Consider the following 20,552-nt stretch of genomic DNA (forward strand, 5'->3'; position numbering starts at 1 on the left):
GGGCCGGGCGGGACGCGCCCGGCCCCGGACGTCAGCGGGTGCCGCGCGTCTTGGGCAGGTCGAACTGGTCGGCCTTGCGGCAGTCCTGCTGCCCGCCGATCGCGTTCGGGCCCAGCCGGTCGAGCTCCTGCCGGGCCCGGTACCGGCCCAGGTTCCACGCGTACCACGGGTCGGCATCGGCCAGGTCGTCGGCGACCCAGCTCAGCGTGCAGCGGCGTACCGGATCGGGGAGCTTGGCCAGCGCGGGGGTGGCGTCCGCGGAGAGCGCCCGCAGGTACCACGCGTCGATCTTGCCGGTCTGCTCGTACCGGAGGATGTTGCGCCGCGCGGCGTAGTCCTCGGGGTTGAGCACCGCCAGGCCGAGCAGCATCGCCACGGCCAGCGCCACGGTCGTGCCGGGGATCCAGCGACCCTCCCACCGGACGCCCGCCGCCAGGATCATCAGGAAGACCGCCCCGAGCAGCAGCTCGAACGCCATCACGAAGATCCGCTCGCCGGTGAAGCTGTAGACCTTCTGGTACGTCCACATCCGGGACAGCGCGGACACCACGATCACCACGCTCAGCGCGCTGAGCAGGCCCAGCAGGACCCGCAGCGCGGTCCGTTCGACCGGACGCTCCCGGCTGGCCCAACGGCTCACCCCGCCCAGCACGGCCAGGGTCAGCAGGGTGACGAAGAGCAGCTGCCAGAAGCCGCTGCGGGCGTATTCGGAATAGCTCAGCCCGGCGACCTTCTGCACGTGCCGCTGCCCGCCGAAGAGCACGGTGAACTGCACCACGACGAAACCGGCGAAGAGCAGCGTCAGCGCCGCGATGGCGGGGGCCCACTCCAGCAGCCCGAGCCGGCGGCTGCTCGGCTTGTCCACGGTGGACAGGTCGGGCGGGGCGGTCAGGGTGTAGACCGCCGCGACCGCGATCAGCCCGCCGACGGCGGCCAGGAAGATCCCGCGGAACATCGCACCGACGTCGGTCTCCGGGACGGTCGCGCCGATGAGCTCGGAGAACGCCGCGTCGGCCGAGGCGAGCAGGCTGCCGAACACCAGCAGCACCAGCACCGTGGCGACCACCGACCCGGCGACCTTGCGGACCAGCCCGGCGTCCGGGGAGGCGGTGATGTGCCGGCGTACCCAGGGCAGGCCGCGGAACGCCGCGAACGGCGCGGCGAGCAGGCCGAACAGTATCGACCGGATCATCCGGCCGCCGACGATGGCCAGGGTCGCGCAACCCAGCGCGCCGAGGACGCAGAACGTCACCAGCCACCAGGCGTTGCGGAAGGCGAGCACGGCGAGCAGGACCAGGGCGGCCGCCGCCCAGCCGCCGCGGATCAGCCGCTCGGTGCGGGGCAGGTCGGCCGTACGCCGCCGCACCGCCAGCAGCACCCCCACGGTCAGCGTGAGCCAGCCGAGGAACCAGCCGATGCCGACCCGGTTCAGCGGTACGAAGAACGCGGTGCCGAGCGCGCCGGCCAGGACCGCGAGTGGAACGGCTCGCCCGGTGGCCGGCTTCGGCCCGGGCCAGCGCGCGCCGAGGAACGACGTCCGGGGCACGGGCGGGCGCGGCGCCCAGCCGCCCCCGGGGTGCAGCACGGGCTGCGTCACCGCGTATGGCGGCGGGTAGCCCGGGGGCGGATAGGCCGCGGGCGGGGTTGCCGGCGCGGCGGAGGCCTGCGGTGCGGTGGGCGGGGCGAAGGCCTGCGGGGCGGTGGGCGGGGTGATGCTGCTCGGCGACGGCGTCGGGCCAGGGGTGCCTTCGGTCGATGGTCCGGCGGTCGCGCTCTCGTCGGCCGCGGTTCCTCCGGCCGCGCTCCGGCCGGTCGCCGCCTCCCCGGTCGCCGTCGCGCCGGTGGCCGATTCGGCCGGAGTCGGGCCTGCGGGCGGGGTGTCGGCGCTGCTCACGTCGGTTGACGTGGGCGCAGCAGGGACAGCTTCGGCCGAGGCGGTCGGGTTCGAGGCCGGTGCGGTGCCGGTCGATGTCGGTGTGGTTCCGGTGCCGGCCGGGGCCGGAATGCCCCCCGCGCCCTCGACGGCCGGCGGGGTTGCCTGGGCGGGCACGCCCGGCGCGGGCACCATGACCCGGGGGGCCGCCGGCTGCGCGGGGACCGGCTGGCCCTCGCCCGGCGAGACCAGCGGTACGAACAGCGCGTACCCGCGGGTGCCTGCCGGCACAGTCACCGGGATCGCCCAGGCCGGCTGGCCCTCCTGACCGGGCCACACCATGCCGGGCGGCGCCCCGTCGACCGTGGGCATGACGAGCAGGTGCGGCGTGACGTCGGCCGGGACGTCACCACCGCTCGGTCCGGCCGCCGGGGCGGTCCGGGGGGAATCTGGCGCCGATGGCGGCTCGGGCACGGCACACTCCTTGATCGATCGGTCCCGACACTGTAGGGCCCGGCCCCGGTTTGCGCCGCCCTGCGCCGCCGTGCCGGCCCGTTCGGTCAGCGGAGCCGGGCCGCCCCGGTGACCCGCCGGTTGCCGCCCGCGGACTGCCTCCTGACCGGTACCCGGATGGGATGTACAGTTTTCAGTACAGGTCGCGTCGAGGAGGTGCCCATGCGGACGGTCAACTTCACTCAGCTTCGGCAGAATCTCGCCGCTGAGCTGGACAGTGTGATCGAGGACGCGGAGGAACTGGTGGTGACCCGCTCGGGTCACGAGCCGGTCGTGATCATTCCCCTTGCCGAATACCAGTCGATGAGGGAAACGGAGTACCTGCTCCGCAATCCGGCGAACGCCGCTGCGCTGCGCCGCTCGATCGCCGAGCTGGACCGAGGTGAGGGCGGGGAGCGGGATCTGGTCGACCCGGCCGACCTCGGGGATGCGGCGTGAGGATCGTCTTCACCCCGACCGCGTGGTCGCAGTATCTGAGTCACACCGACCGCAAGCTGGTGAAGCGGATCAACGATCTGATCGCTGATTGCCTGCGCAACGGCTACGAGGGCATCGGCAAGCCCGAGCCGTTGCGGGGCGAGCTTTCGGGCTTCTGGTCGCGGCGGATCGACCGGGAGCACCGGCTCGTGTACCGGATCAGCAAGGACGACCTGGAGATCGTCGCCTGCCGTTACCACTACAGCGACTGACCCGGTCGAACCTTCGCCGGCCCGCGCCTGTACCAGTGCACGAGAACGCTCGCCGCATTGCGGCCGTCGCCGCCGGCGCTGCTGACCCCGCCCGGGTGTCGGACCGCACCGGTCGTCTCGCGACGCGAGTTGGCGGTGCGGTCCGACAGTCAGGGATCAGCCCAGGGCCTGGTCGATCTCGGCCAGCTCCTCGGCGCTGAGGTTGAGGTTGTCCAGCGCGGCGACGTTCCCCTCCAACTGGGCCACGCTGCTCGCCCCGATGATGAGGCTGGTCATCCGCGGGTCGCGCAGCGCCCAGGCCAGCGCGAGCTGGGCCAGGGTCTGGCCCCGGCGTTCGGCGATCGCTGCGAGCCCCCGGATGGTCGCCATCCGCTCCTCGGTCAGGTCGCCCTCGTTGAGGAAGACGCTGGTCCGCACCCGGGAGTCGGCCGGGATCCCGCCTAGGTAGCGGTCGGTGAGCAGGCCCTGCGCCAGCGGGCTGTAGGCGATGCAGCCCGCCCCGACCTGCTCCAGCGTGTCCAGCAGCCCGTCCTCCTCGGTCCAGCGGTTGAACATCGAGTACGCCGGCTGGTTGATCAGTAGCGGCGTACCGAGGTCGCGCAGGATCGCGGCGGCGCGGGCGGTCTGCTCCGAGGTGTAGTTGGAGATGCCGACGTAGAGCGCCCTGCCGGAGCGGACGATGGCGTCCAGCGCGCCCATCGTCTCCTCCAGCGGCGTGTCCGGGTCGAACCGGTGGGAGTAGAAGATGTCCACGTAGTCGAGCCCCAGCCGGCGCAGGGACTGGTCCAGCGACGAGATCAGGTACTTGCGGGAGCCCCATTCGCCGTACGGGCCGGGCCACATCAGGTAGCCGGCCTTGCTGGAGATGACCAGCTCGTCCCGGTACGGCTTGAGGTCGGTGGCGAGCAGCCGGCCGAAGTTCTCCTCGGCGGCGCCAGGTGGCGGGCCGTAGTTGTTGGCCAGGTCGAAGTGGGTGATGCCGAGGTCGAAGGCGCGTCGGACGATGTCCCGCTGCCGCTCGTACGGCCGGTCCGGGCCGAAGTTGTGCCACAGCCCGAGCGAGATGGCGGGCAGGCGCAGCCCGCTGCGCCCGCTGCGCCGGTAGGTCATCGAGTCGTAACGCGCATCAGCGGCGAGGTAGGTCACGGCCGTCGACCCTAGTCCTGGCGTCTGACGGGACCGGAGTCAGAGGTCGTAGCGCAGGCGGGGCAGGCTGCGACCGGTGGAGGGGGAGACCGCGGTGCCGGCGGGGACCGCGCCGACGTGCCGGTAGAACGGCTCGGCGCCCGGGTCCGCGTCGATCCACAGCGTACGGGCGCCGGCGGCGCGGGCCGCGGCCACGGCGTGGTCGAACAGCACCCGGCCGGCGCCGGTGCCGATCGCCGGTGGGTCGACGAAGAGCATGTCCAGCTCCAGTTCGGGCGGTGCGCCGCCGAGCACCACCAGCCCGACCGCCCGGCCGTCCCGTTCGGCCACCGCCACCTGTCGCGCGGCCACGTCCGCCGGGGTCAGCGTCAGTTCGCTGCGGCAGCGGGCCAGGAACTCGGCGTCGTAGCCCCAGTGGCCCTTGGAGCGCAGCGTCAGCTCGGTCAGCTCGGCCGCCTCGTCAGGGCGGGCGGGCCGGATGCGGAGATCCACCCGACCATTGTGCCGGGGCGCCGGAACGGGCGTGCGCTCCCGCTTGTCCGGGTAGCTTCGGTGCCATGCGTTTCGTCCAGCTCGACACCCCCAAGCCGATCTCGAAGATCGGCCTCGGCACGTGGCAGTTCGGCTCGAAGGAGTGGGGCTACGGTGCCGACTACGAGCGTCGGGCGGCGGACATCGTCCGGCGGGCGCTCGACCTCGGGGTCACCCTCTTCGACACCGCCGAGCTCTACGGCTTCGGCCGCAGCGAGCGCATCCTCGGCGCGGCCCTTGGCGGGGACCGGGCCAAGGTCGTGGTGGCCAGCAAGATCTTCCCGGTGCTGCCGGTCGCCGCGGTGGTGCAGCAGCGCGCGGTCGCCTCCGCCGGCCGGCTCGGCGTCAGCTGCATCGACCTCTACCAGGTGCACCAGCCCAATCCCGTGGTCGCCGACACCACCGCCATGCGGGGCATGCGCGCCCTGCAGGACGTCGGGCTGGTCGGCGAGGTCGGGGTCAGCAACTACCGCCTGCGCCGCTGGCAGGCGGCGGAGGCGGCGCTCGGCCGCCGGGTGCTGAGCAACCAGGTCCGCTACAGCATGGTCGACCGTGGCCCCGAGGAGGACCTGATCCCGTACGCGGAGCAGGCCGGCCGGATCGTCATCGCGTACAGCCCGCTCGCCCAGGGCTTCCTCTCCGGGCGGTACGACGCGAGGAACCTGCCCAGCGGGGCGGTCCGCCGGGCCAACCCGTACTTCCTGCCGGAGAACCTGGAACGCGGCACCGCGCTGATCGCCACGCTGCGCGAGGTGGCCGCCGCACACGACGCCACCCCCAGTCAGATCGCCCTGGCGTACGTGCTGCGCCACCCGAACGTGGTGGCCATCCCCGGCGCCTCCGGCGTCGAGCAGTTGGAGCGCAACGCGGCCGCCGCCGAGATCGACCTGACCGACGGCGAGTACGCCGCCCTGGCCACCGCCGCCCGGCAGTTCCGGCCGGTCACCGGCCTGGCCGCCGTACCCAAGCTGATCCGCGCCCGGACCAGGAAGTGAGCATCATGGACGACATCACCGCACTCATCCTCGACGACCACGCCGCCTTCCGGCGCGGCTTCGCCCGGCTCGACGACGCCCGCGATCCGACCGAGCTGCTGGCGATCTGGGAGGCGCTTGCCCTGCATCTGGACATCCACGCCGAGGCGGAGGAGGCCATCCTCTACCCGCACCTGGTCAAGCACGGCGACGACGGCGAGGACGAGACCGAGGACGCCATCGGCGACCACAACAAGATCCGCGACGCGATCGCCGAGTCGAAGCGCCACGAGGTCGGCTCGGACCCCTGGTGGCGCGCGGTGTGGACGGCCCGCCGGGAGAACAGCGAGCACCTGGCCGAGGAGGAGGACGAGGCGCTGCCCGACTTCCGGCGGCACGCCGGCGTGGATCTGCGCGCCGAGCTGGGGGCGCGCTGGCTGCGGTTCTACGGCGAGCACAAGAACGGCCGGAATCTGCCGTTCCTGGACAAGGACCCGGAGAAGTACGTGCAGCAGCACCGCTGACCGGTGACGATCTCCCCACCGTGGGGGAGTCGGTGGGGTGGGCCGGGGCGCGACAATGGGTGGGTGAGTCTCCGGGGGGTGCTGGGGCCGCTGGTGCGCGGGAGCACCTGGCGGCGGGCCGTGTTTCTGCTGCTCGGTGGGGTGCTCGCGCTGCCGTACGCGTTGCTCGCGGCGGCTTTCGCCCAGATGCTGGCCAACGACGACGTGCCCCGGCCGGCGGTCTTCGGGCTGCTGCTGGTGGCTGTGGTGCTGGCGGCGGTGCCGGTGTTCCTCGCCGGCAGCCGGGCCCTGGAGATCGCCGCCGCCCGGGCGCTGCTCGCGGTCGACCTGCCGGACCCGGCGGCGGGTCACCGGCTCGACCGGGAGACCCGGGTACGCGCCGCGCTGTGGATCGCCCTGCACCTGCTCACCGGTGGCCTGGTGCTGTTCGCGGCGATCAGCGCCCTGCCGATGGCGTTGGTCTTCCTGGCCGGTCCGATCGGCCTGGACGCGGGCGCCGCCCAGGCCGGCGGGTTCGGGCCGCTGATCGGGAACCCGTTCGGGGCGACGTTGACCGGGGTGGTGCTGCTGGTCGGGCTCGGCTACGCGGTGGCCGGGCTGGGGGCGCTCGCCGCGTCGATGGCGCCGGTGCTGCTCGGTCCGTCCCAGGGTGAGCGGATCGCCGCGCTGGAGGCCCGGGCCGCCCGGCTGGCCGAGCGGAACCGGCTGGCCCGGGAGCTGCACGACTCGGTCGGGCACGCGCTGACCGTGGCCACCCTTCAGGCCGGGGCCGCCCGCGAGTTGCTCGACGCCGACCCGGAGTTCACCCGGCGGGCGCTGCGCGCCATCGAGGAGACCAGCCGGCACGCGATGGACGACCTGGACCACGTGCTCGGGCTGCTGCGGGAGAGCGAGGGCGGGTCGACCCGGGCGTCCACCGCGCCGCAGCCCACCCTGGCGCGGCTGGACCGGCTGGTCGCCGACACCCGGGCCGCCGGCCTGGCCGTGGAGTCGCGGGTCAGCGGGGCGGTCGGGGAGTTGCCCGCGGCGGTGTCCCGGGAGGGCTACCGGATCGTGCAGGAGGGGCTGACCAACGCGGCCCGGCACGGCCGCGGGCCGGTGACGCTGTGGGTGGACGTACCAAGGGACGGTTTGGAGATCGAGCTGGTCAACGGCCTGCGTGGCGCCGCGGGGGCGGGGCGCGGCGGTCGTGGCCTGGCCGGCATGCGGGAGCGGGTGCTGCTGCTCGGCGGGCGGCTCACCGCCGGCCCGGAGGGCGACCGGTGGCGGGTGCGGGCCTCGTTGCCGGTGCCGAGGGGGGAGATCGGTTGACCATCGACGTGCTGATCGTCGACGACGACGAGTTGGTCCGGGTGGGGCTGCGGGCGATCGTGGACGCCCAGCCCGACCTGCGGGTGGTCGGCGAGGCGACGGACGGCGCGGAGGTGCCGCCGCTGGTGGCGAAGCTGCGCCCCCGGGTGGTGCTGATGGACGTCCGGATGCCCGCCATCGACGGCATCCAGGCGACGCGACGGCTGCTCGCCACCTCCGCCGATCCGCCGCGCGTCCTGGTGATCACCACGTTCGCCAACGACGAGTACGTCTACGACGCGCTGCGGGCCGGGGCGAGCGGCTTCCTGCTCAAGCGGGCCCGGCCGAGCGAGGTGGTGGAGGCGATCCGGGTGGTGGCGGCCGGTGAGTCGCTGCTCTTCCCGGCGGCGATCCGGCAGCTCGTCGGGGCGTACGGGGGTCGGGGCGGGGACGGGCTGCGGTCGGCGCGGCTGACCGACCGGGAGGCCGAGGTGCTGCGGCTGATGGCCACCGGGCTGTCCAACACCGAGATTGCCGAGCGGCTGGTGGTCGGGGTGGAGACGGTGAAGACGCACGTCGGCAACGTGCTGACCAAGCTTCGGGTACGGGACCGTACGCAGGCGGTGATCGCCGCGTACGAGTCGGGCTTCGTGGTGCCCACCGGCTGAGTCCCTCGGGCGGGGGAGCGGGTTCCCCGCCGCACGGGAGGAGCGGGGTGTCCGGCCGGCCGAGGCTGGAGTCATGACGACGATCACCGACTCTCCACCCCGCCGGGCCGTCGGGACGCGGCTGCGCCTGGCCGCCCCGCTCGCCGCCGCCTGGCTCGGCGGTTGGGGCCTGCTCGCCCTGCTGTCGGCGCTGACCGGCACCGGGTACCCGTTCGGCGCCAACGATCCGCACGGCGGCGCGACGAGCGTGCTCCGGCTGGTCCCGGTCCGCCTCGGCGCCCCGCTGTTCGCCGGGGTGCTGCTGCTCGCGGCGGTCGCGGCGCTGCTGATGAGCCGGACCGACCGGGTGCGCGGTCTGCCCCGGGCGCTGCTGCTCGGCTACGGCTGGACGGTCGCCTTCGGGCTGGCGGTGGTGGTGCCGGACGCCAGGGTGCTGATCATCTTGGGCTACCTGCCGATGCTGATCATCGGCGCGCCGTTCGGCTGGCCACCGGTCGACTACGCCGACATCTTCGACTGGCCGCTGCTGGCCCGGTGCGGCGCGCTGCTCGGCGGCCTCCTGCTGGCCGGGGCGGTGCTGGTGTGGCAGCGGCGCACCGTCGGGGCCTGCGCGGCCTGCGGCCGGGGCGACGACGAGCGGGGCTGGACGTCACCCGCGGCGGCCGCCCGCTGGGGCCGGTGGGCCGCCTACGCCGCCGCGGCCATCCCGCTCTGCTACGCGGTCACCCGGCTCGCCTGGGCGGCCGGCATCCCGCTGGGCATCTCCGGTGACTTCCTGCGGGAGTTGCGGGAGTCCGGGGCGGTCTGGGCCGGTGCCGGCCTCGGCGCGTTCGCCACCGTCGGCGCGATCCTCACCCTGGGGCTGGTCCGGCCCTGGGGTGAGCGGTTCCCCCGGTGGATGGTGGGGCTGGCCGGCCGGCGGGTGCCGATCACGCTCGCGGTCGTACCGGCGACGCTGGTCGCCCTGTCGGTGACCGCGGCCACCCTCGGGCTGATGAGCAGCCCCGCTTTCTGGCAGATGGGAGAAGTCAGCCTCGCCACCGCCCCGATGCTGCTCTGGCCGTTGTGGGGGCCGGCGCTCGGGGCGGCGACCGTCGCGTACCACCTGCGCCGGCGGGGTGCGTGTGCCCGCTGCCGGCGGCCCTGGCCCGGTCCGGTGCCACGGGGCCGGTGACCGGCCGCGATCATCGTGCCGGAGAACGGGGCGCATCGTCACCCGGCCGCGCTAGCGTGGTTCGGGTGACTGCGCCAAAACAGGTTTCCCCGGTCCCGCCCGCCGACCTGCCCGACACCCTCGGCGCGCTGCGGGCGTCCGGCCACCGCTACCGCACGGTCAAGCAGGAGATCCGCGACAACCTCCTCGCCCGGATGCGCGCCGGCGAGGAGCGCTTCCCCGGCATCGTCGGCTACCAGGACACGGTGCTGCCGGAGGTCGAGCGGGCCCTGCTCGCCGGCCACGACATGGTGCTGCTCGGTGAGCGGGGCCAGGGCAAGACCCGACTGATCCGTTCGCTCGGCGCGCTGCTCGACGAGTGGACCCCGGTCATCCCGGGCTCGGTGCTCAACGAGCACCCGATGCACCCGCTCACCCCCGCCTCTCGCGCCCTCGTCGCCGAGCGCGGCGACGAGTTGCCGATCGGCTGGCTGCACCGCTCGATGCGGTACGGCGAGAAGCTGGCCACGCCGGACACCAGCGTCGGTGACCTGATCGGCGACGTCGACCCGATCCGGATCGCCCAGGGGCGTACGCTCGGCGACCCGGAGACCATCCACTTCGGACTGGTGCCGCGTACCAACCGGGGCATCTTCGCCGTCAACGAGCTGCCCGACCTGGCCGAGCGGATCCAGGTGGCGCTGCTGAACGTGTTGGAGGAGCGGGACATCCAGGTCCGCGGCTACCAGCTGCGCCTGCCGCTCGACCTGCTCCTGGTGGCGAGCGCCAACCCGGAGGACTACACCAACCGAGGCCGGATCATCAGCCCGCTGAAGGACCGGTTCGGCGCGGAGATCCGCACCCACTACCCGGCTGACCTGGAGCTGGAGCTGGCGCTGATCCGGCAGGAGGCCGACCTGGTCGCCGAGGTGCCGGAGCACGTGCTGGAGGTGCTCGCCCGGTTCGCCCGCGCGGTGCGGGAGTCGCCGTCGGTGGATCCGCGCTCCGGCGTGTCCGCCCGGTTCGCCATCGCCGCCGCGGAGACCGTCGCGGCGGCCGCGCTGCGCCGCGCCGGCCTGCTCGCCGCTCCGGCGGCCGACGGCGCCGCGCCCGGTGCCGGTGACTCCGTGGTACGCCCCGAAGCGCCGGTGGCCCGGGTCGGCGACGCGGTCTCGGTGACCTCCACCCTGCGCGGCAAGGTCGAGTTCGAGAGCGGCGAGGAGGGGCGGGAGATCGAGATCCTGGCCCACCTGCTGCGTACCGCCACTGCGGAGACGTTCCGGGCCCGGCTGGCCGGGCTGGACCTGTCCGGGTTCACCGCGCTGGTCGCCGAGGGCGGGGTGATCGAGACCGGCGAGCTGGTCTCCTCCGCCGAGCTGCTGCGCCAGGTCGGCACCGTGCCCGGGCTGGCCAAGGTGCTCGACCGGCTCGGCCTGGGCGACGCGCCGAGCCCCGAGGAGGCCGCCGCCGGGATCGAGTTCGCGCTGGAGGGGCTGCACCTGACCCGCCGGCTGGGCAAGGACGTCACCGACTCCGGGCGCACCGTCTACGGCGGCCGGGGCTGAGCATGGCCGGCAACCGGTTCCGGTACGGGCAGTGGCGCGGTGGGCCCGACCCGCTCGCTCCGCCGTACGACGTGCGGGCCGCGGTGGACGCGGTCGGCGCGGAGGTCCTCGCGGGCGGCAGCCTGCGGGAGGCGCTGCGGGACCTGCTGCGGCGCGGCCCGCAGGGGCGCGGCGGCTTGGACGAGCTGGCCGCCCGGGCCCGGCGGTTGCGCCGCGAGGCGCTGCGTCGGGGCGATCTGGACGGCGCGGTGACCCGGGCGCGGGCGCTGCTCGACCAGGCCCTGGCCGCCGAGCGGGAGGAGCTGCGCGGCCGGGACGGCGACGATGCCCGCTTCGCCGAGGCGGTGCTGGACAACTTGCCCCGCTCGACCGCCCGCGCGGTGGAGGAGCTGTCCGGGTACGACTGGGCCAGCGCCGAGGCCCGGGCCACGTACCAGCGGATCCTCGACGGGCTGCGCGGCGAGGTGCTGGAGCAGCGCTTCGCCGGGCTGCGGGACGCGGCGCGGGCCGCCGCCGACCCGGCCGCCCAGCGGCAGCTCGCCGAGATGATGCGCGACCTCAACGACCTGCTCGCCCGGCACGCCCGGTCCGAGGACACCACCGACGCGTTCGCCGAGTTCATGCGCCGGCACGGCGAGTTCTTCCCGGAGCGGCCGAAGGACGTCGACGAGCTGATCGACGTGCTGGCCCGGCGGGCGGCGGCGGGGGAGCGGCTGATGCGGTCGCTGTCGGACCGGCAACGGGAGGAACTGGCCGGGCTGATGCGCCAGTCCCTCGGCGAGCAGCTGGCCGGGGAGCTGTCGCAGCTCGACGGCCACCTGCGGGCGCTGCGCCCGGACCTGAACTGGCAGCGCGGCGAGCGGGTCCGGGGCGAACGGCCGCTCGGCTACGGCGAGGCGGCCGGGGCGCTCGGCGAGCTCGCCGAGCTGGACGACCTGCTCGACCATCTCGACCAGGACCAGCCGGGCGCCACCCTGGACGACGTGGACGTCGACGCGGTGACCCGGACGCTGGGTCGGGACGCGGCCGACGACGTACGCCGGCTGCGGGACCTGGAGCGGGAGCTGCGCCGGCAGGGCTGGGTGACCCGGGACGCGGAGGGGTTGACGCTCAGCCCGAAGGCGTTGCGCCGGCTGGCCGGCACCGCCCTGCGGCGGGTCTTCGCCGACCTGACGGCCGGCCCGCGCGGCCAGCACGACCTGCGTTCGGCGGGTGCGGCCGGCGAGGTCAGCGGCGCGTCCCGGCAGTGGGAGTACGGCGACGAGCAGCCCCTCGACGTGGTGCGCACGCTGACCCGTGCGGTACGGCGGGCCGGCCCGGCCGTGCCGGTGCAGCTCGCGGTCGAGGACTTCGAGGTGGTGGAGACCGAGCGGCGCGCGTCGGCGGCGGTGGCGCTCTGCGTCGACCTGTCGTACTCGATGATCTCGCAGGGGCGCTGGGGGCCGATGAAGCAGACGGCGTTGGCGCTGTCGCATCTGGTGGCGACCCGGTTCCCGCAGGACGCGCTGCAGATCATCGGGTTCGGTCGACAGGCGCTGCCGCTGACCCAGCAGGAGCTGGCGGCGGTGGAGCCGGATCTGCAGCAGGGCACCAACCTGCAGCACGCGCTGCGGCTGGCCGGCCGGCATCTGCGCCGCCATCCGGGAGCCGAGCCGGTGGTGCTGGTGGTCACCGACGGGGAGCCGACCGCGCACCTGGACCCAGAGGACGGCGAGGCGTACTTCCACTGGCCGCCGCTGCCGGAGACGATCGAGGCGACCATCCGCGAGGTGGACCGGCTCACCCGGTACGGCGCCACGTTGAACATCTTCATGCTCGGCGACGATCCGGGTCTGCGTCGCTTCGTGGACGCGGTGGCCCGCCGGTCCGGGGGGCGGCTGTTCACCCCCGATCTGGACGACCTCGGCGAGTATGTGGTCTCCGACTACCTGCGCGCCCGCCGCGGCCGCCGCTGACCGGCCGCCGGCCCGGCCCGGCGGGTACGGGTCCGGCGGCCCCGTCCGGGTGAACCCGGCGGGGTAGCCGCGGCGCTGCCGTCCGGGGACGGGGTTGGATGCGGGCATGGACGACGTGGACGCCGCCGAGCTGCGGCGCGCGTACGAGGCGGTGCTCGCGGAGGTGGACGCGGGCGGGTTCGGGCCGCCCGCGGAGGGGGAGTTGAGCGCCGAGCAGATCGTCGCCCACCTGGCCGCCAGCGACGAGCTGATGAGCGAGGCGACCGAGGCGGTGCTGGCCGGCTCGCCGTTCGCGTACTACGACCTGGAGACCATCCACCGCCCGCAGCTCGACGCGCTGGTCTCCGAGTGCGGCGGGCTGGACGGGCTGGCCGCCCTGCTCCGAGCGACCAGCCAGAAGCTGTGTTCCCTCGCCGAACGCCTCGGACCGTCCGCGGAGACCCCGGTCGAGACGGTGCTGCGGGAGGGCTTCGACCTGGATGTGGCCGACACCCTGCCCTGGGGTCGCGCGCTGGACCTGCACACCCGCGTCCACCTGCCCATGCACCTGGCCCAGCTCCGCGCGCTACGCCGCCAACCGCATCTCGCCTGACCTCGTCAGGGCGTGCGGCGGAAGGTGTGGCGGTAGGCGGTGGGGGCGACGCCGACCCGCTGGTGGAAGTGCTGGCGCAGGGCGGCGGTGGTGCCGAAGCCGGCGTGCCGGGCGATCTGGTCGACGCTCAGGTCGGTGGTCTCCAGCAGCAGCCGGGCGTGTTCGGTGCGCTGTTGGAGCAGCCACTGTGCCGGGCTGAGCCCGGTCTCGGAGCGGAAGTGCCGGGTGAAGGTGCGTACGCTCATCCGCGCGTGGGCGGCCAGGTCCCGCAGGGCGACCGGCTCGTGCAGCCGCTGCCGGGCCCACTCCCGGGTGGCCGCGGTGCCGGTCTCCGCCGTCCGCGGGACCGGGCGCTCGATGTACTGGGCCTGGCCGCCGTCCCGCCACGGCGGCACCACGCAGCGCCGGGCCGACCGGTTGGCCACCTCGCTGCCGTGGTCGGTGCGGATCACGTGCAGGCACAGGTCGAGGCCGGCGGCCACCCCGGCCGAGGTGAGCACCCTGCCGGAGTCGATGAACAGCACGTCCGGGTCGAGGTCGACGGCCGGGTGCAGCCGGCGGAAGCGCTCCGCGTACGCCCAGTGGGTGGTGGCCCGGCGGCCGTCGAGCAGGCCGGCGGCGGCCAGCACGAACGCGCCCGTGCAGATGGACATGAGGCGGGCGCCCCGCTCGTGGACGGCCCGCAGCGCCGCCGTCACCTCCGGGGCCAGCGTCCCGTCCTCCAGCGGCGGGCCGCCGTGGATGCCCGGGACGATCACCGTGTCGGCGGCGTCGAGCAGCTCCAGCCCGTGGTCGGGGAGGACCTGGAAGCCGGCGGTGCTGCGGACCGGGCCGCCGCCGGGGGCGCAGGCGTCGACGGTGTAGAGCTGCTGGAAGTCGTCGGTGCGGGCGGTGCCGAAGACCTGGGAGGGGGTGCCCAGGTCCAGGCCGACCACCTGGTCGAGGGCGAGCACGGCGATCCGGTGCGGGACGACAGCCATGGCCCGATTATTGCGCATGATGGCTTTCCGGCCACTCGTCGTGCGGCCCGCCCACCCCGAGACTCGGAGCGTGACCCGATCCCGCCGTCTCCACCCGGCCTGGACCGTCGCCGCCGTCGCCTTCGTGGCGCTGGTCGGCGCGGCCGGTTTCCGCGCCACGCCCGGGGTGCTGCTGCACCCGCTGCACGCCGAGTTCGGCTGGCCGCTGGCGACCATCTCCGCCGCCGTCTCGGTCAACCTCATGCTCTACGGGCTCACCGCCCCGTTCGCCGCCGCGCTGATGGACCGGTTCGGCATCCGCCGGGTGGTGGCCGGCGCGCTGCTGCTGGTGGCCCTCGGCAGCGGGCTGACCGTCGTGATGAACGCGAGCTGGCAGCTCATCGCCTGCTGGGGCGTCCTGGTCGGGCTGGGCACCGGGTCGATGGCGCTGGCCTTCGTCGCCACGGTCACCGGGCGCTGGTTCGTCCGCCGCCGGGGGCTGGTCACCGGCGTGCTCACCGCCGGCGGGGCGGCCGGGCAGCTGGTCTTCCTGCCGCTGGTCGCCGTGCTGGCCCGCGACCACGGCTGGCGGGTGGCGGCGCTGGTCGTCGCGGGGGCCGCGCTGGCGGTCGTACCCCTGGTGGCGTGGCTGCTGCGCGAGCACCCGGCGGATCTCGGCCTGCCCGCCTACGGCGCGACCGAGGTGTCACCCCCGACGCCGCCGGCCGGCGGGGCGGCGGCCCGGGCGGTCGGCGCGCTCGCCGCCGCCGCGCGGACCCGGCCGTTCTGGCTGCTGGCCGGCGGCTTCGCGATCTGCGGCGCGAGCACCAACGGCCTCGTCGGCACCCACTTCGTGCCGGCGGCGCACGACCACGGCATGCCGGAGACCACCGCCGCGGGTCTGCTCGCCCTGGTCGGGCTCTTCGACATCGCCGGCACGGTGGCCTCCGGCTGGCTCACCGACCGGGTGGACAGCCGCCTGCTGCTCGGCGTCTACTACGCGCTGCGCGGCGCGTCGCTGCTGGTGCTCCCGGCCCTGTTCGCCGACACCGCGCAGCCCAGCATGCTGGTCTTCATCGTCTTCTACGGGCTGGACTGGGTGGCCACCGTGCCGCCGACCGTGGCGCTGTGCCGGGAGTACTTCGGCGCGTCCGGCGCGGTGGTGTTCGGCTGGGTGTTCGCCGCCCACCAGATCGGCGCGGCGGTGGCGGCGACCGGCGCCGGCCTGGTCCGCGACCAGCTCGGCGACTACGCCCTCGCCTGGTACGCGGCCGGCGCGCTGTCGATCGGGGCGGCCGGGCTCTCGCTGCTGCTGCGCCGCCGGCAGCCGATGCCCGTGCCGGTCGCGATGCCGGTCGCCGCCGGCCCCCGGGCGTGGAGCTACCGGGGCTGACGCCGGATCGCCGAGGTCGCGGCATCCGCGTCCGCCGGACCCCGCGACATCGACGACCTGGCGGCGGCCCGGGCCGGGCACCGCGTCATCGGCGACCCGGCGGCCGGACACCGCCACGTCGGCGACCGTGCGGTGCCCGGTGGAGGCTCAGCCGATCGCCCACTGCTGTTCGGGGGCGCCGGTGCAGGGGGCCTGTTCGAGCTGGCTGCCCGGCTCGTTGCCGGCGCCGCGCACCTGCGCGCACTTGCCGCTGTGCACGGCGACCAGCAGCACCACGCCGGCGCCGGCCGGGGCGAGCCGCCACTGCTGGTTGGCCTGCCCGTTGCAGGACCACTGCACCACGTTCACGCCGTCGTCGGCGCTCTGCCCGTAGACGTCCAGGCACTTGCCGCTGGCCGCGTTGGCCAGGGTGAACACGTCGGCGGCGACCGCTGTGGCCACCCACTGCTGCTCCGGCCCGCCGGTGCAGTCGGCCAGCGCGGCCTGCGCGCCCTCGGGTTCGCCGCCGGTCACCCCGACGCAACGCCCGGAGGGGACGCCTCGGAACACCTTCGGCCCGGCCGCGGGGGCCGGGGGCGGGGCCGGCGCGGTCGTCGGCGACGGTGGGGCGGCCGTAGTGGGTGTGGCCGCCGCGGTAGGCGTGGCCTCCGTGGTGGGCGCGGCCGCGCTCGACTCGCTCGCCGAGGGGGTCGGCACGGCCGCCGCAGGCACCACCGGCCGGTCGGTGCCGCCACCGAGCACCCCGGTGGCGAAGAACGCCCCCAGGAGTACGCCGACCACGGCGACGCCCAGCGCGATCCGCATCAGCGGGTCCTGCGGCAACCGCAGGAGGGCCGGGCGGCGGGCGCCGTAGACGGTGCCGGGCGGGTCGGTGTGTGGCGCGGACATGGGGGCATCCTGACCCACGGCGAACGCGGTTGGCGAGCCGCCCCGGTGCGGGCGTGACTCAATCGACGACCCGGACGTCCTTCCAGAACGCCACCCGGTCGCGCACCATCTCCGCCTCCGGCTTCGGGTCCGGGTAGTACCAGACGGCGTCCGGGCTGGTGCGGCCCGCGTGTTCGAGGGTGTAGTAGGAGGCGGTGCCCTTCCACGGGCAGACGGTGTGGGTGGCCGAGTCGCGGATCAGGTCCGCGCGCAGCGCGGCACGGGGGAAGTAGTGGTTGCCCTCGACCACCACGGTGTCGTCGCTCTCCGCGATGACCAGGTCGTTCCAGACGGCTTTCGGCATGCTGCCACCGTAGGCCGGCGGGTGCGAGCTTGACCACTTCGAAACCCACCTTTAGCGTCGGATCGGACAGTGGACGTCCTACCTCCTGGCCTCATCGCCCATGGAGACCACCGACCACCACGAGAGAGGTGCGCATGCCCGCCTTCACCGCCCGGTCATCCCTTTCGGCGATCGCCCTCGCCGGTGTCACGCTCGGTGCCTCCCTGGCCGCGGGCACCGCACCGGCCGTAGCGGCCCCCGCCGGCGGCCCCCGCCACTGCGACACGTCGGTGCCGTTCGTCTCCGGCACCGAGGGTTACACCGCGTTCCGGATCCCGGCGGTGGTCACCGCCCGGTCCGGGGCTCTGCTGGCCTTCGCCGAGGGCCGGGCCGGATCGCTCGGCGACGCCGGGAACATCGACCTCGTCCTGAAACGGTCCGGTGACGGCGGCTGCACCTGGGGGCCCCTGCAGGTGGTCCACGAGCGGGGGCCGGACACAGCCGGGAACCCGGCACCGGTCCTGACCTCGACCGGCCGCCTCGTGCTGCTGTCCACGGTGAACGCCGGGGACGCGTCGGAAGCCGAGATCATGCGCGGCGAGGTGACCCCCGAGCAGAGCCGCCGGGTCTTCGTCCAGTACAGCGACGACGAGGGGGCGAGCTGGTCGGCTCCCCGCGAGATCACCGACCAGGCCAAGGCGTCGACCTGGCGGTGGTACGCCACGGGACCGGGTCACGCCGTACGGCTGACCGGGGGCGCCCACGCGGGGCGACTGGTGGTCCCGGCCAACCATTCGATCGCCCCGCCGGCCGGCTCGCCCGACCTCGGCACGGAGGCGAAGTACTACGGCGGCCACCTGCTGTACAGCGACGACGACGGGCAGAGCTGGCAGATCGGCGCGGTCGACGACAACCCTGACGGCTACCTGAACGTCAACGAGTCGACGGCGGCGCAACTGCCGGACGGCCGGCTCTACCTGAACAGCCGGGACCAGAACGGCAGCGCGCCCGGCACCCGGGCCGACACCTACAGCGCGGACGGCGGGGAGACGCTCGTGCAGCCGTACCGCCCGCAGGCGACCCTGGTCGGGCCCGTCGTGCAGGGCAGCGTCCTGCAGCTGGCCGGACGGCAGGCGCCGCTGCTCTACTCCGGCCCCGCCGATCCGAACAGCCGGGCGGTGATGACGCTGCGGACCAGCACCGACCAGGGCGCCACCTGGCAGCCAGCGCTGGCGTTGTCCGGGTTGCCGGCCGGGTACTCCGACCTGGTGCAGCTGGACAACCGGACCGTCGGCGTGCTGTACGAGACGGGTAGCACCGGCCCGTACCAGACCATAACCTTCCGGCGCGTGTCGGTCGGTGACCTGCCACCACGCCGCTGAGCAGGGGGTGCGCCGCGGCGACCGCCGCGGCGCACCCGGGGCGTCAGGACCGCAGCACGGCGACGCCGCGCGGCGCGAGGGTGACCGTGTCGACCGGCTGGTGCACGTCCCCGAGCAGGTCGACCGCCGGCTCCGGCAGCGTGACCGTGGCCTCGGTGGCGCCGTGGTTGAGCAGCAGCAGGTAGGACCGGTCGGTGCCGTGCCGGCGGACGGCCTGGACGCTCTCGGGCAGGCCGGGCAGGACCGGTTCGACGCCGGCCTCCGCCCGCACCCGGTCGAGCAATGCCCGCATCAGGGCCGGTTCCGGCCGGGTCGCCAGGTACCAGGCGGTGCCGCTGCCGTGGCGGTGGCGCAGCACGGCGGGCCGCCCGGCCAGTTCGCCGTCGGTGAAGCGGCCGATCACCTCCGCGCCCGCCGGCTCGACCCACTCCGACCACTCGAGGCCCCGGCCCACCTGGCCGTCGAGGTCCAGGCCGATCGCGCCCGCCGCGGGCAGCGGCCAGAACTCCTCGACCCGCAGCCCGAGCAGCTCGCGCAGCGGGCCCGGCGCCCCGCCGACGTGCCACCGCTCGGTCTCGTCGACGACCCCGGAGAAGTAGGAGACCAGCAGGTGCCCGCCGCGTTCGACGTGGTCGCGCAACGCGGCGGCGGTCGTCTCCCGCAGCAGGTAGAGGTTGGGTACGACCACCAGGCGGTAGCCGCTGAGGTCGGCGTCCGGTGACACCACGTCGCAGGTCACGTGGGCGTCGAACAGTGGCGCGTAGTGGGCCCGGTGGGCGGCCAGGAGGTCCAGCGGGGCCGGATGGGCGTCCCCTTCCACCGCCCACCAGTTCGGCCAGTCGTGCAGCAGCGCCACGTCGGCTCGTACCCGGGTGCCGGCGAGCTCGGCGGCGGCGCCGAGTTCGGTGCCGAGGTGGCGGACCTCGCGGTGCGTACGGGTGTCCGGTCCGGTGTGCGGCAGCATCGCCGAGTGGAACTTCTCCGCGCCCCCGGCGGCCTGCCGCCACTGGAAGAAGAGCACCCCGTCCGCGCCCTGGGCGACCGCCTGCCAGCTCCACAACCGCATCACCCCCGGTGGCTTGGGGGCGTTGCGTTCCCGCCAGTTCACGGCGCTGGGCGCCTGCTCCATGAGCAGCCACGGCTGACCGCCGCGGGCCGACCGGACCAGGTCGTAGCCGAACGCGGCCTCGACGTGGGTGCGCGGGTCGTACGGGTCGGGGTAGCTGTCGAGGCTGACCACGTCCTGTTCGGCGGCCCAGCGGTAGGAGTCGATCGGTTTGTGGACCAGGCCGATGAAGTTCGTGGTCACCGGCACGTCCGGGGTGTGCCGGCGCAGGATGTCGCGCTCCAGCGTGTAGCAGGCCAGGATCGCGTCGTTGCTGAACCGGGCGAAGTCCAGCTTCTGGGCCGGGTTGCCGAAGGTGGGGGCCGTACGCGGCGGCATGATCTCGGCCCAGTCGTCGTAGCGCTGGGACCAGAACGCGGTGGACCAGGCGGCGTTGAGCGTGTCGAGGTCGCCGTAGCGCGCCCGCAGCCAGCGCCGGAAGTCCTCGGCCGAGACGTCGCACCAGCAGGCCCGGACGTGACAGCCGTACTCGTTGCCGACATGCCATAGCCGCAGCGCCGGATGGTCGGCGTACCGGGTGGCGATCTGTTCCACCAGCCGGCCGGCGTGTTCCCGGTACACCGGGCTCGACGGGCAGTAGTGCTGTCGGGCGCCCGGCCACAGCCGCACCCCGTCGGCCCGCTGGGGCAGCGTGTCCGGGTGGTGGCGGGCCAGCCAGGCCGGCGGTGACGCGGTCATGGTCGCCAGGCTCGCGCCGATACCGGCTTCGGCCAGCCGGTCCATCACCCGGTCGAACCAGGCGAAGTCGTACTCTCCGGGTCGCGGCTCGACTTGGGCCCAGGCGAAGATGCCCACCGAGACCAGCGACACGCCGGCCTCGACCATGAGCTTCATGTCCTCGGCCCAGACCTCCTCGGGCCACTGCTCCGGGTTGTAGTCCCCGCCGTACATGAGCGTCATCGGATCCCCTTCTGCTCGGCGCAGCGCCGGAATGCCAACAGGTCAGGCAAGCAGGACATGGGATGTCCTGGCCTGTTCCGGGCAACATAGGACCGGGTGTAGTCGTCGT

The 20,552-nt window shown here is 74.5% G+C and carries 19 protein-coding genes; 12 read left to right on the forward strand and 7 right to left on the reverse strand.

Annotation, left to right across the window (positions count from 1 at the left end):
* Nucleotides 1-31: 31 nt before the first annotated feature.
* Nucleotides 32-2,347, reverse strand: coding sequence for a DUF4153 domain-containing protein (locus FXF52_RS15195; protein ID WP_148797541.1), 2,316 nt, complete (start codon nucleotides 2,345-2,347; stop codon nucleotides 32-34).
* 201 nt (nucleotides 2,348-2,548) lie between these two features.
* Here FXF52_RS15195 and FXF52_RS15200 point away from each other — a divergent pair, with 201 nt between their 5' ends.
* Nucleotides 2,549-2,824: a type II toxin-antitoxin system Phd/YefM family antitoxin gene (locus FXF52_RS15200; protein WP_148797542.1), complete on the forward strand. Its 276-nt coding sequence runs from the start codon at nucleotides 2,549-2,551 to the stop codon at nucleotides 2,822-2,824.
* Nucleotides 2,821-3,075, forward strand: a complete 255-nt coding sequence (locus FXF52_RS15205) for a Txe/YoeB family addiction module toxin (RefSeq protein ID WP_148797543.1) — start codon at nucleotides 2,821-2,823, stop codon at nucleotides 3,073-3,075. The genes FXF52_RS15200 and FXF52_RS15205 overlap by 4 nt, the downstream gene beginning before the upstream one ends.
* Nucleotides 3,076-3,231: 156 nt before the next feature.
* Here the strand turns inward: FXF52_RS15205 and mgrA are convergent, their stop codons facing one another.
* Both mgrA and FXF52_RS15215 read right to left on the reverse strand, forming a co-directional pair.
* Nucleotides 3,232-4,221 (reverse strand): L-glyceraldehyde 3-phosphate reductase, encoded by a 990-nt coding sequence (gene mgrA, locus FXF52_RS15210; protein ID WP_148797544.1) that lies wholly within the window; start codon nucleotides 4,219-4,221, stop codon nucleotides 3,232-3,234.
* Nucleotides 4,222-4,260: 39 nt separating this feature from the next.
* Nucleotides 4,261-4,713 carry a GNAT family N-acetyltransferase gene (locus tag FXF52_RS15215; protein ID WP_148797545.1) on the reverse strand — a complete coding sequence of 151 codons (453 nt, stop codon included), beginning with the start codon at nucleotides 4,711-4,713 and terminating at the stop codon, nucleotides 4,261-4,263.
* Nucleotides 4,714-4,778: 65 nt separating this feature from the next.
* Here FXF52_RS15215 and FXF52_RS15220 point away from each other — a divergent pair, with 65 nt between their 5' ends.
* From FXF52_RS15220 to FXF52_RS15255, 8 genes are all read left to right on the forward strand, one after another.
* Nucleotides 4,779-5,747 (forward strand): aldo/keto reductase, encoded by a 969-nt coding sequence (locus tag FXF52_RS15220; protein ID WP_148797546.1) that lies wholly within the window; start codon nucleotides 4,779-4,781, stop codon nucleotides 5,745-5,747.
* Nucleotides 5,748-5,752: 5 nt separating this feature from the next.
* Complete coding sequence (locus tag FXF52_RS15225; RefSeq protein ID WP_148797547.1) at nucleotides 5,753-6,250, forward strand: hemerythrin domain-containing protein; 498 nt, start codon at nucleotides 5,753-5,755, stop codon at nucleotides 6,248-6,250.
* Nucleotides 6,251-6,313: 63 nt separating this feature from the next.
* Nucleotides 6,314-7,561: a sensor histidine kinase gene (locus FXF52_RS15230; RefSeq protein WP_148797548.1), complete on the forward strand. Its 1,248-nt coding sequence runs from the start codon at nucleotides 6,314-6,316 to the stop codon at nucleotides 7,559-7,561.
* Nucleotides 7,558-8,208, forward strand: coding sequence for a response regulator transcription factor (locus tag FXF52_RS15235; protein WP_148797549.1), 651 nt, complete (start codon nucleotides 7,558-7,560; stop codon nucleotides 8,206-8,208). Before FXF52_RS15230 ends, FXF52_RS15235 begins: the two co-directional genes overlap by 4 nt.
* Nucleotides 8,209-8,281: 73 nt before the next feature.
* Nucleotides 8,282-9,382 (forward strand): hypothetical protein, encoded by a 1,101-nt coding sequence (locus FXF52_RS15240; protein WP_148797550.1) that lies wholly within the window; start codon nucleotides 8,282-8,284, stop codon nucleotides 9,380-9,382.
* Nucleotides 9,383-9,438: 56 nt separating this feature from the next.
* Entirely contained in the window at nucleotides 9,439-10,926 is a 1,488-nt protein-coding gene (locus FXF52_RS15245; RefSeq protein WP_148797551.1) for a sigma 54-interacting transcriptional regulator, read from the forward strand.
* A 2-nt stretch (nucleotides 10,927-10,928) separates the two neighbouring features.
* Nucleotides 10,929-12,881, forward strand: a complete 1,953-nt coding sequence (locus tag FXF52_RS15250; RefSeq protein WP_148797552.1) for a VWA domain-containing protein — start codon at nucleotides 10,929-10,931, stop codon at nucleotides 12,879-12,881.
* Between the two features lie 115 nt (nucleotides 12,882-12,996).
* On the forward strand, nucleotides 12,997-13,473 hold the full coding sequence (locus tag FXF52_RS15255; RefSeq protein ID WP_187413513.1) for a hypothetical protein: 477 nt from the start codon (nucleotides 12,997-12,999) through the stop codon (nucleotides 13,471-13,473).
* A 5-nt stretch (nucleotides 13,474-13,478) separates the two neighbouring features.
* Here the strand turns inward: FXF52_RS15255 and FXF52_RS15260 are convergent, their stop codons facing one another.
* Nucleotides 13,479-14,471 (reverse strand): GlxA family transcriptional regulator, encoded by a 993-nt coding sequence (locus tag FXF52_RS15260; RefSeq protein WP_148797554.1) that lies wholly within the window; start codon nucleotides 14,469-14,471, stop codon nucleotides 13,479-13,481.
* Between the two features lie 52 nt (nucleotides 14,472-14,523).
* On the opposite strand from FXF52_RS15260, the gene FXF52_RS15265 reads away from it, so the two are divergent.
* Nucleotides 14,524-15,825: an MFS transporter gene (locus FXF52_RS15265; protein WP_148797555.1), complete on the forward strand. Its 1,302-nt coding sequence runs from the start codon at nucleotides 14,524-14,526 to the stop codon at nucleotides 15,823-15,825.
* Nucleotides 15,826-15,972: 147 nt separating this feature from the next.
* Here FXF52_RS15265 and FXF52_RS15270 read toward each other — a convergent pair whose 3' ends face one another.
* Nucleotides 15,973-16,713: an RICIN domain-containing protein gene (locus tag FXF52_RS15270; RefSeq protein ID WP_148797556.1), complete on the reverse strand. Its 741-nt coding sequence runs from the start codon at nucleotides 16,711-16,713 to the stop codon at nucleotides 15,973-15,975.
* Nucleotides 16,714-16,771: 58 nt separating this feature from the next.
* The gene (locus FXF52_RS15275) at nucleotides 16,772-17,056 is read right to left on the reverse strand and encodes a DUF427 domain-containing protein (RefSeq protein ID WP_148797557.1); all 285 of its coding nucleotides are present in this window, start codon (nucleotides 17,054-17,056) and stop codon (nucleotides 16,772-16,774) included.
* 134 nt (nucleotides 17,057-17,190) lie between these two features.
* Here FXF52_RS15275 and FXF52_RS15280 point away from each other — a divergent pair, with 134 nt between their 5' ends.
* A complete protein-coding gene (locus tag FXF52_RS15280; RefSeq protein WP_148797558.1) occupies nucleotides 17,191-18,417 on the forward strand; it encodes an exo-alpha-sialidase in 1,227 nt (408 codons plus the stop codon).
* A gap of 43 nt (nucleotides 18,418-18,460) precedes the next feature.
* On the opposite strand, the gene FXF52_RS15285 is transcribed toward FXF52_RS15280, so the two are convergent.
* Nucleotides 18,461-20,443: a beta-galactosidase gene (locus tag FXF52_RS15285; protein ID WP_148797559.1), complete on the reverse strand. Its 1,983-nt coding sequence runs from the start codon at nucleotides 20,441-20,443 to the stop codon at nucleotides 18,461-18,463.
* Nucleotides 20,444-20,552 lie beyond the last annotated feature (109 nt).

Origin of the sequence: Micromonospora sp. MP36 (assembly GCF_008119785.1) — a bacterium.
In the GTDB taxonomy this organism is placed as follows: Bacteria; Actinomycetota; Actinomycetes; order Mycobacteriales; family Micromonosporaceae; genus Micromonospora.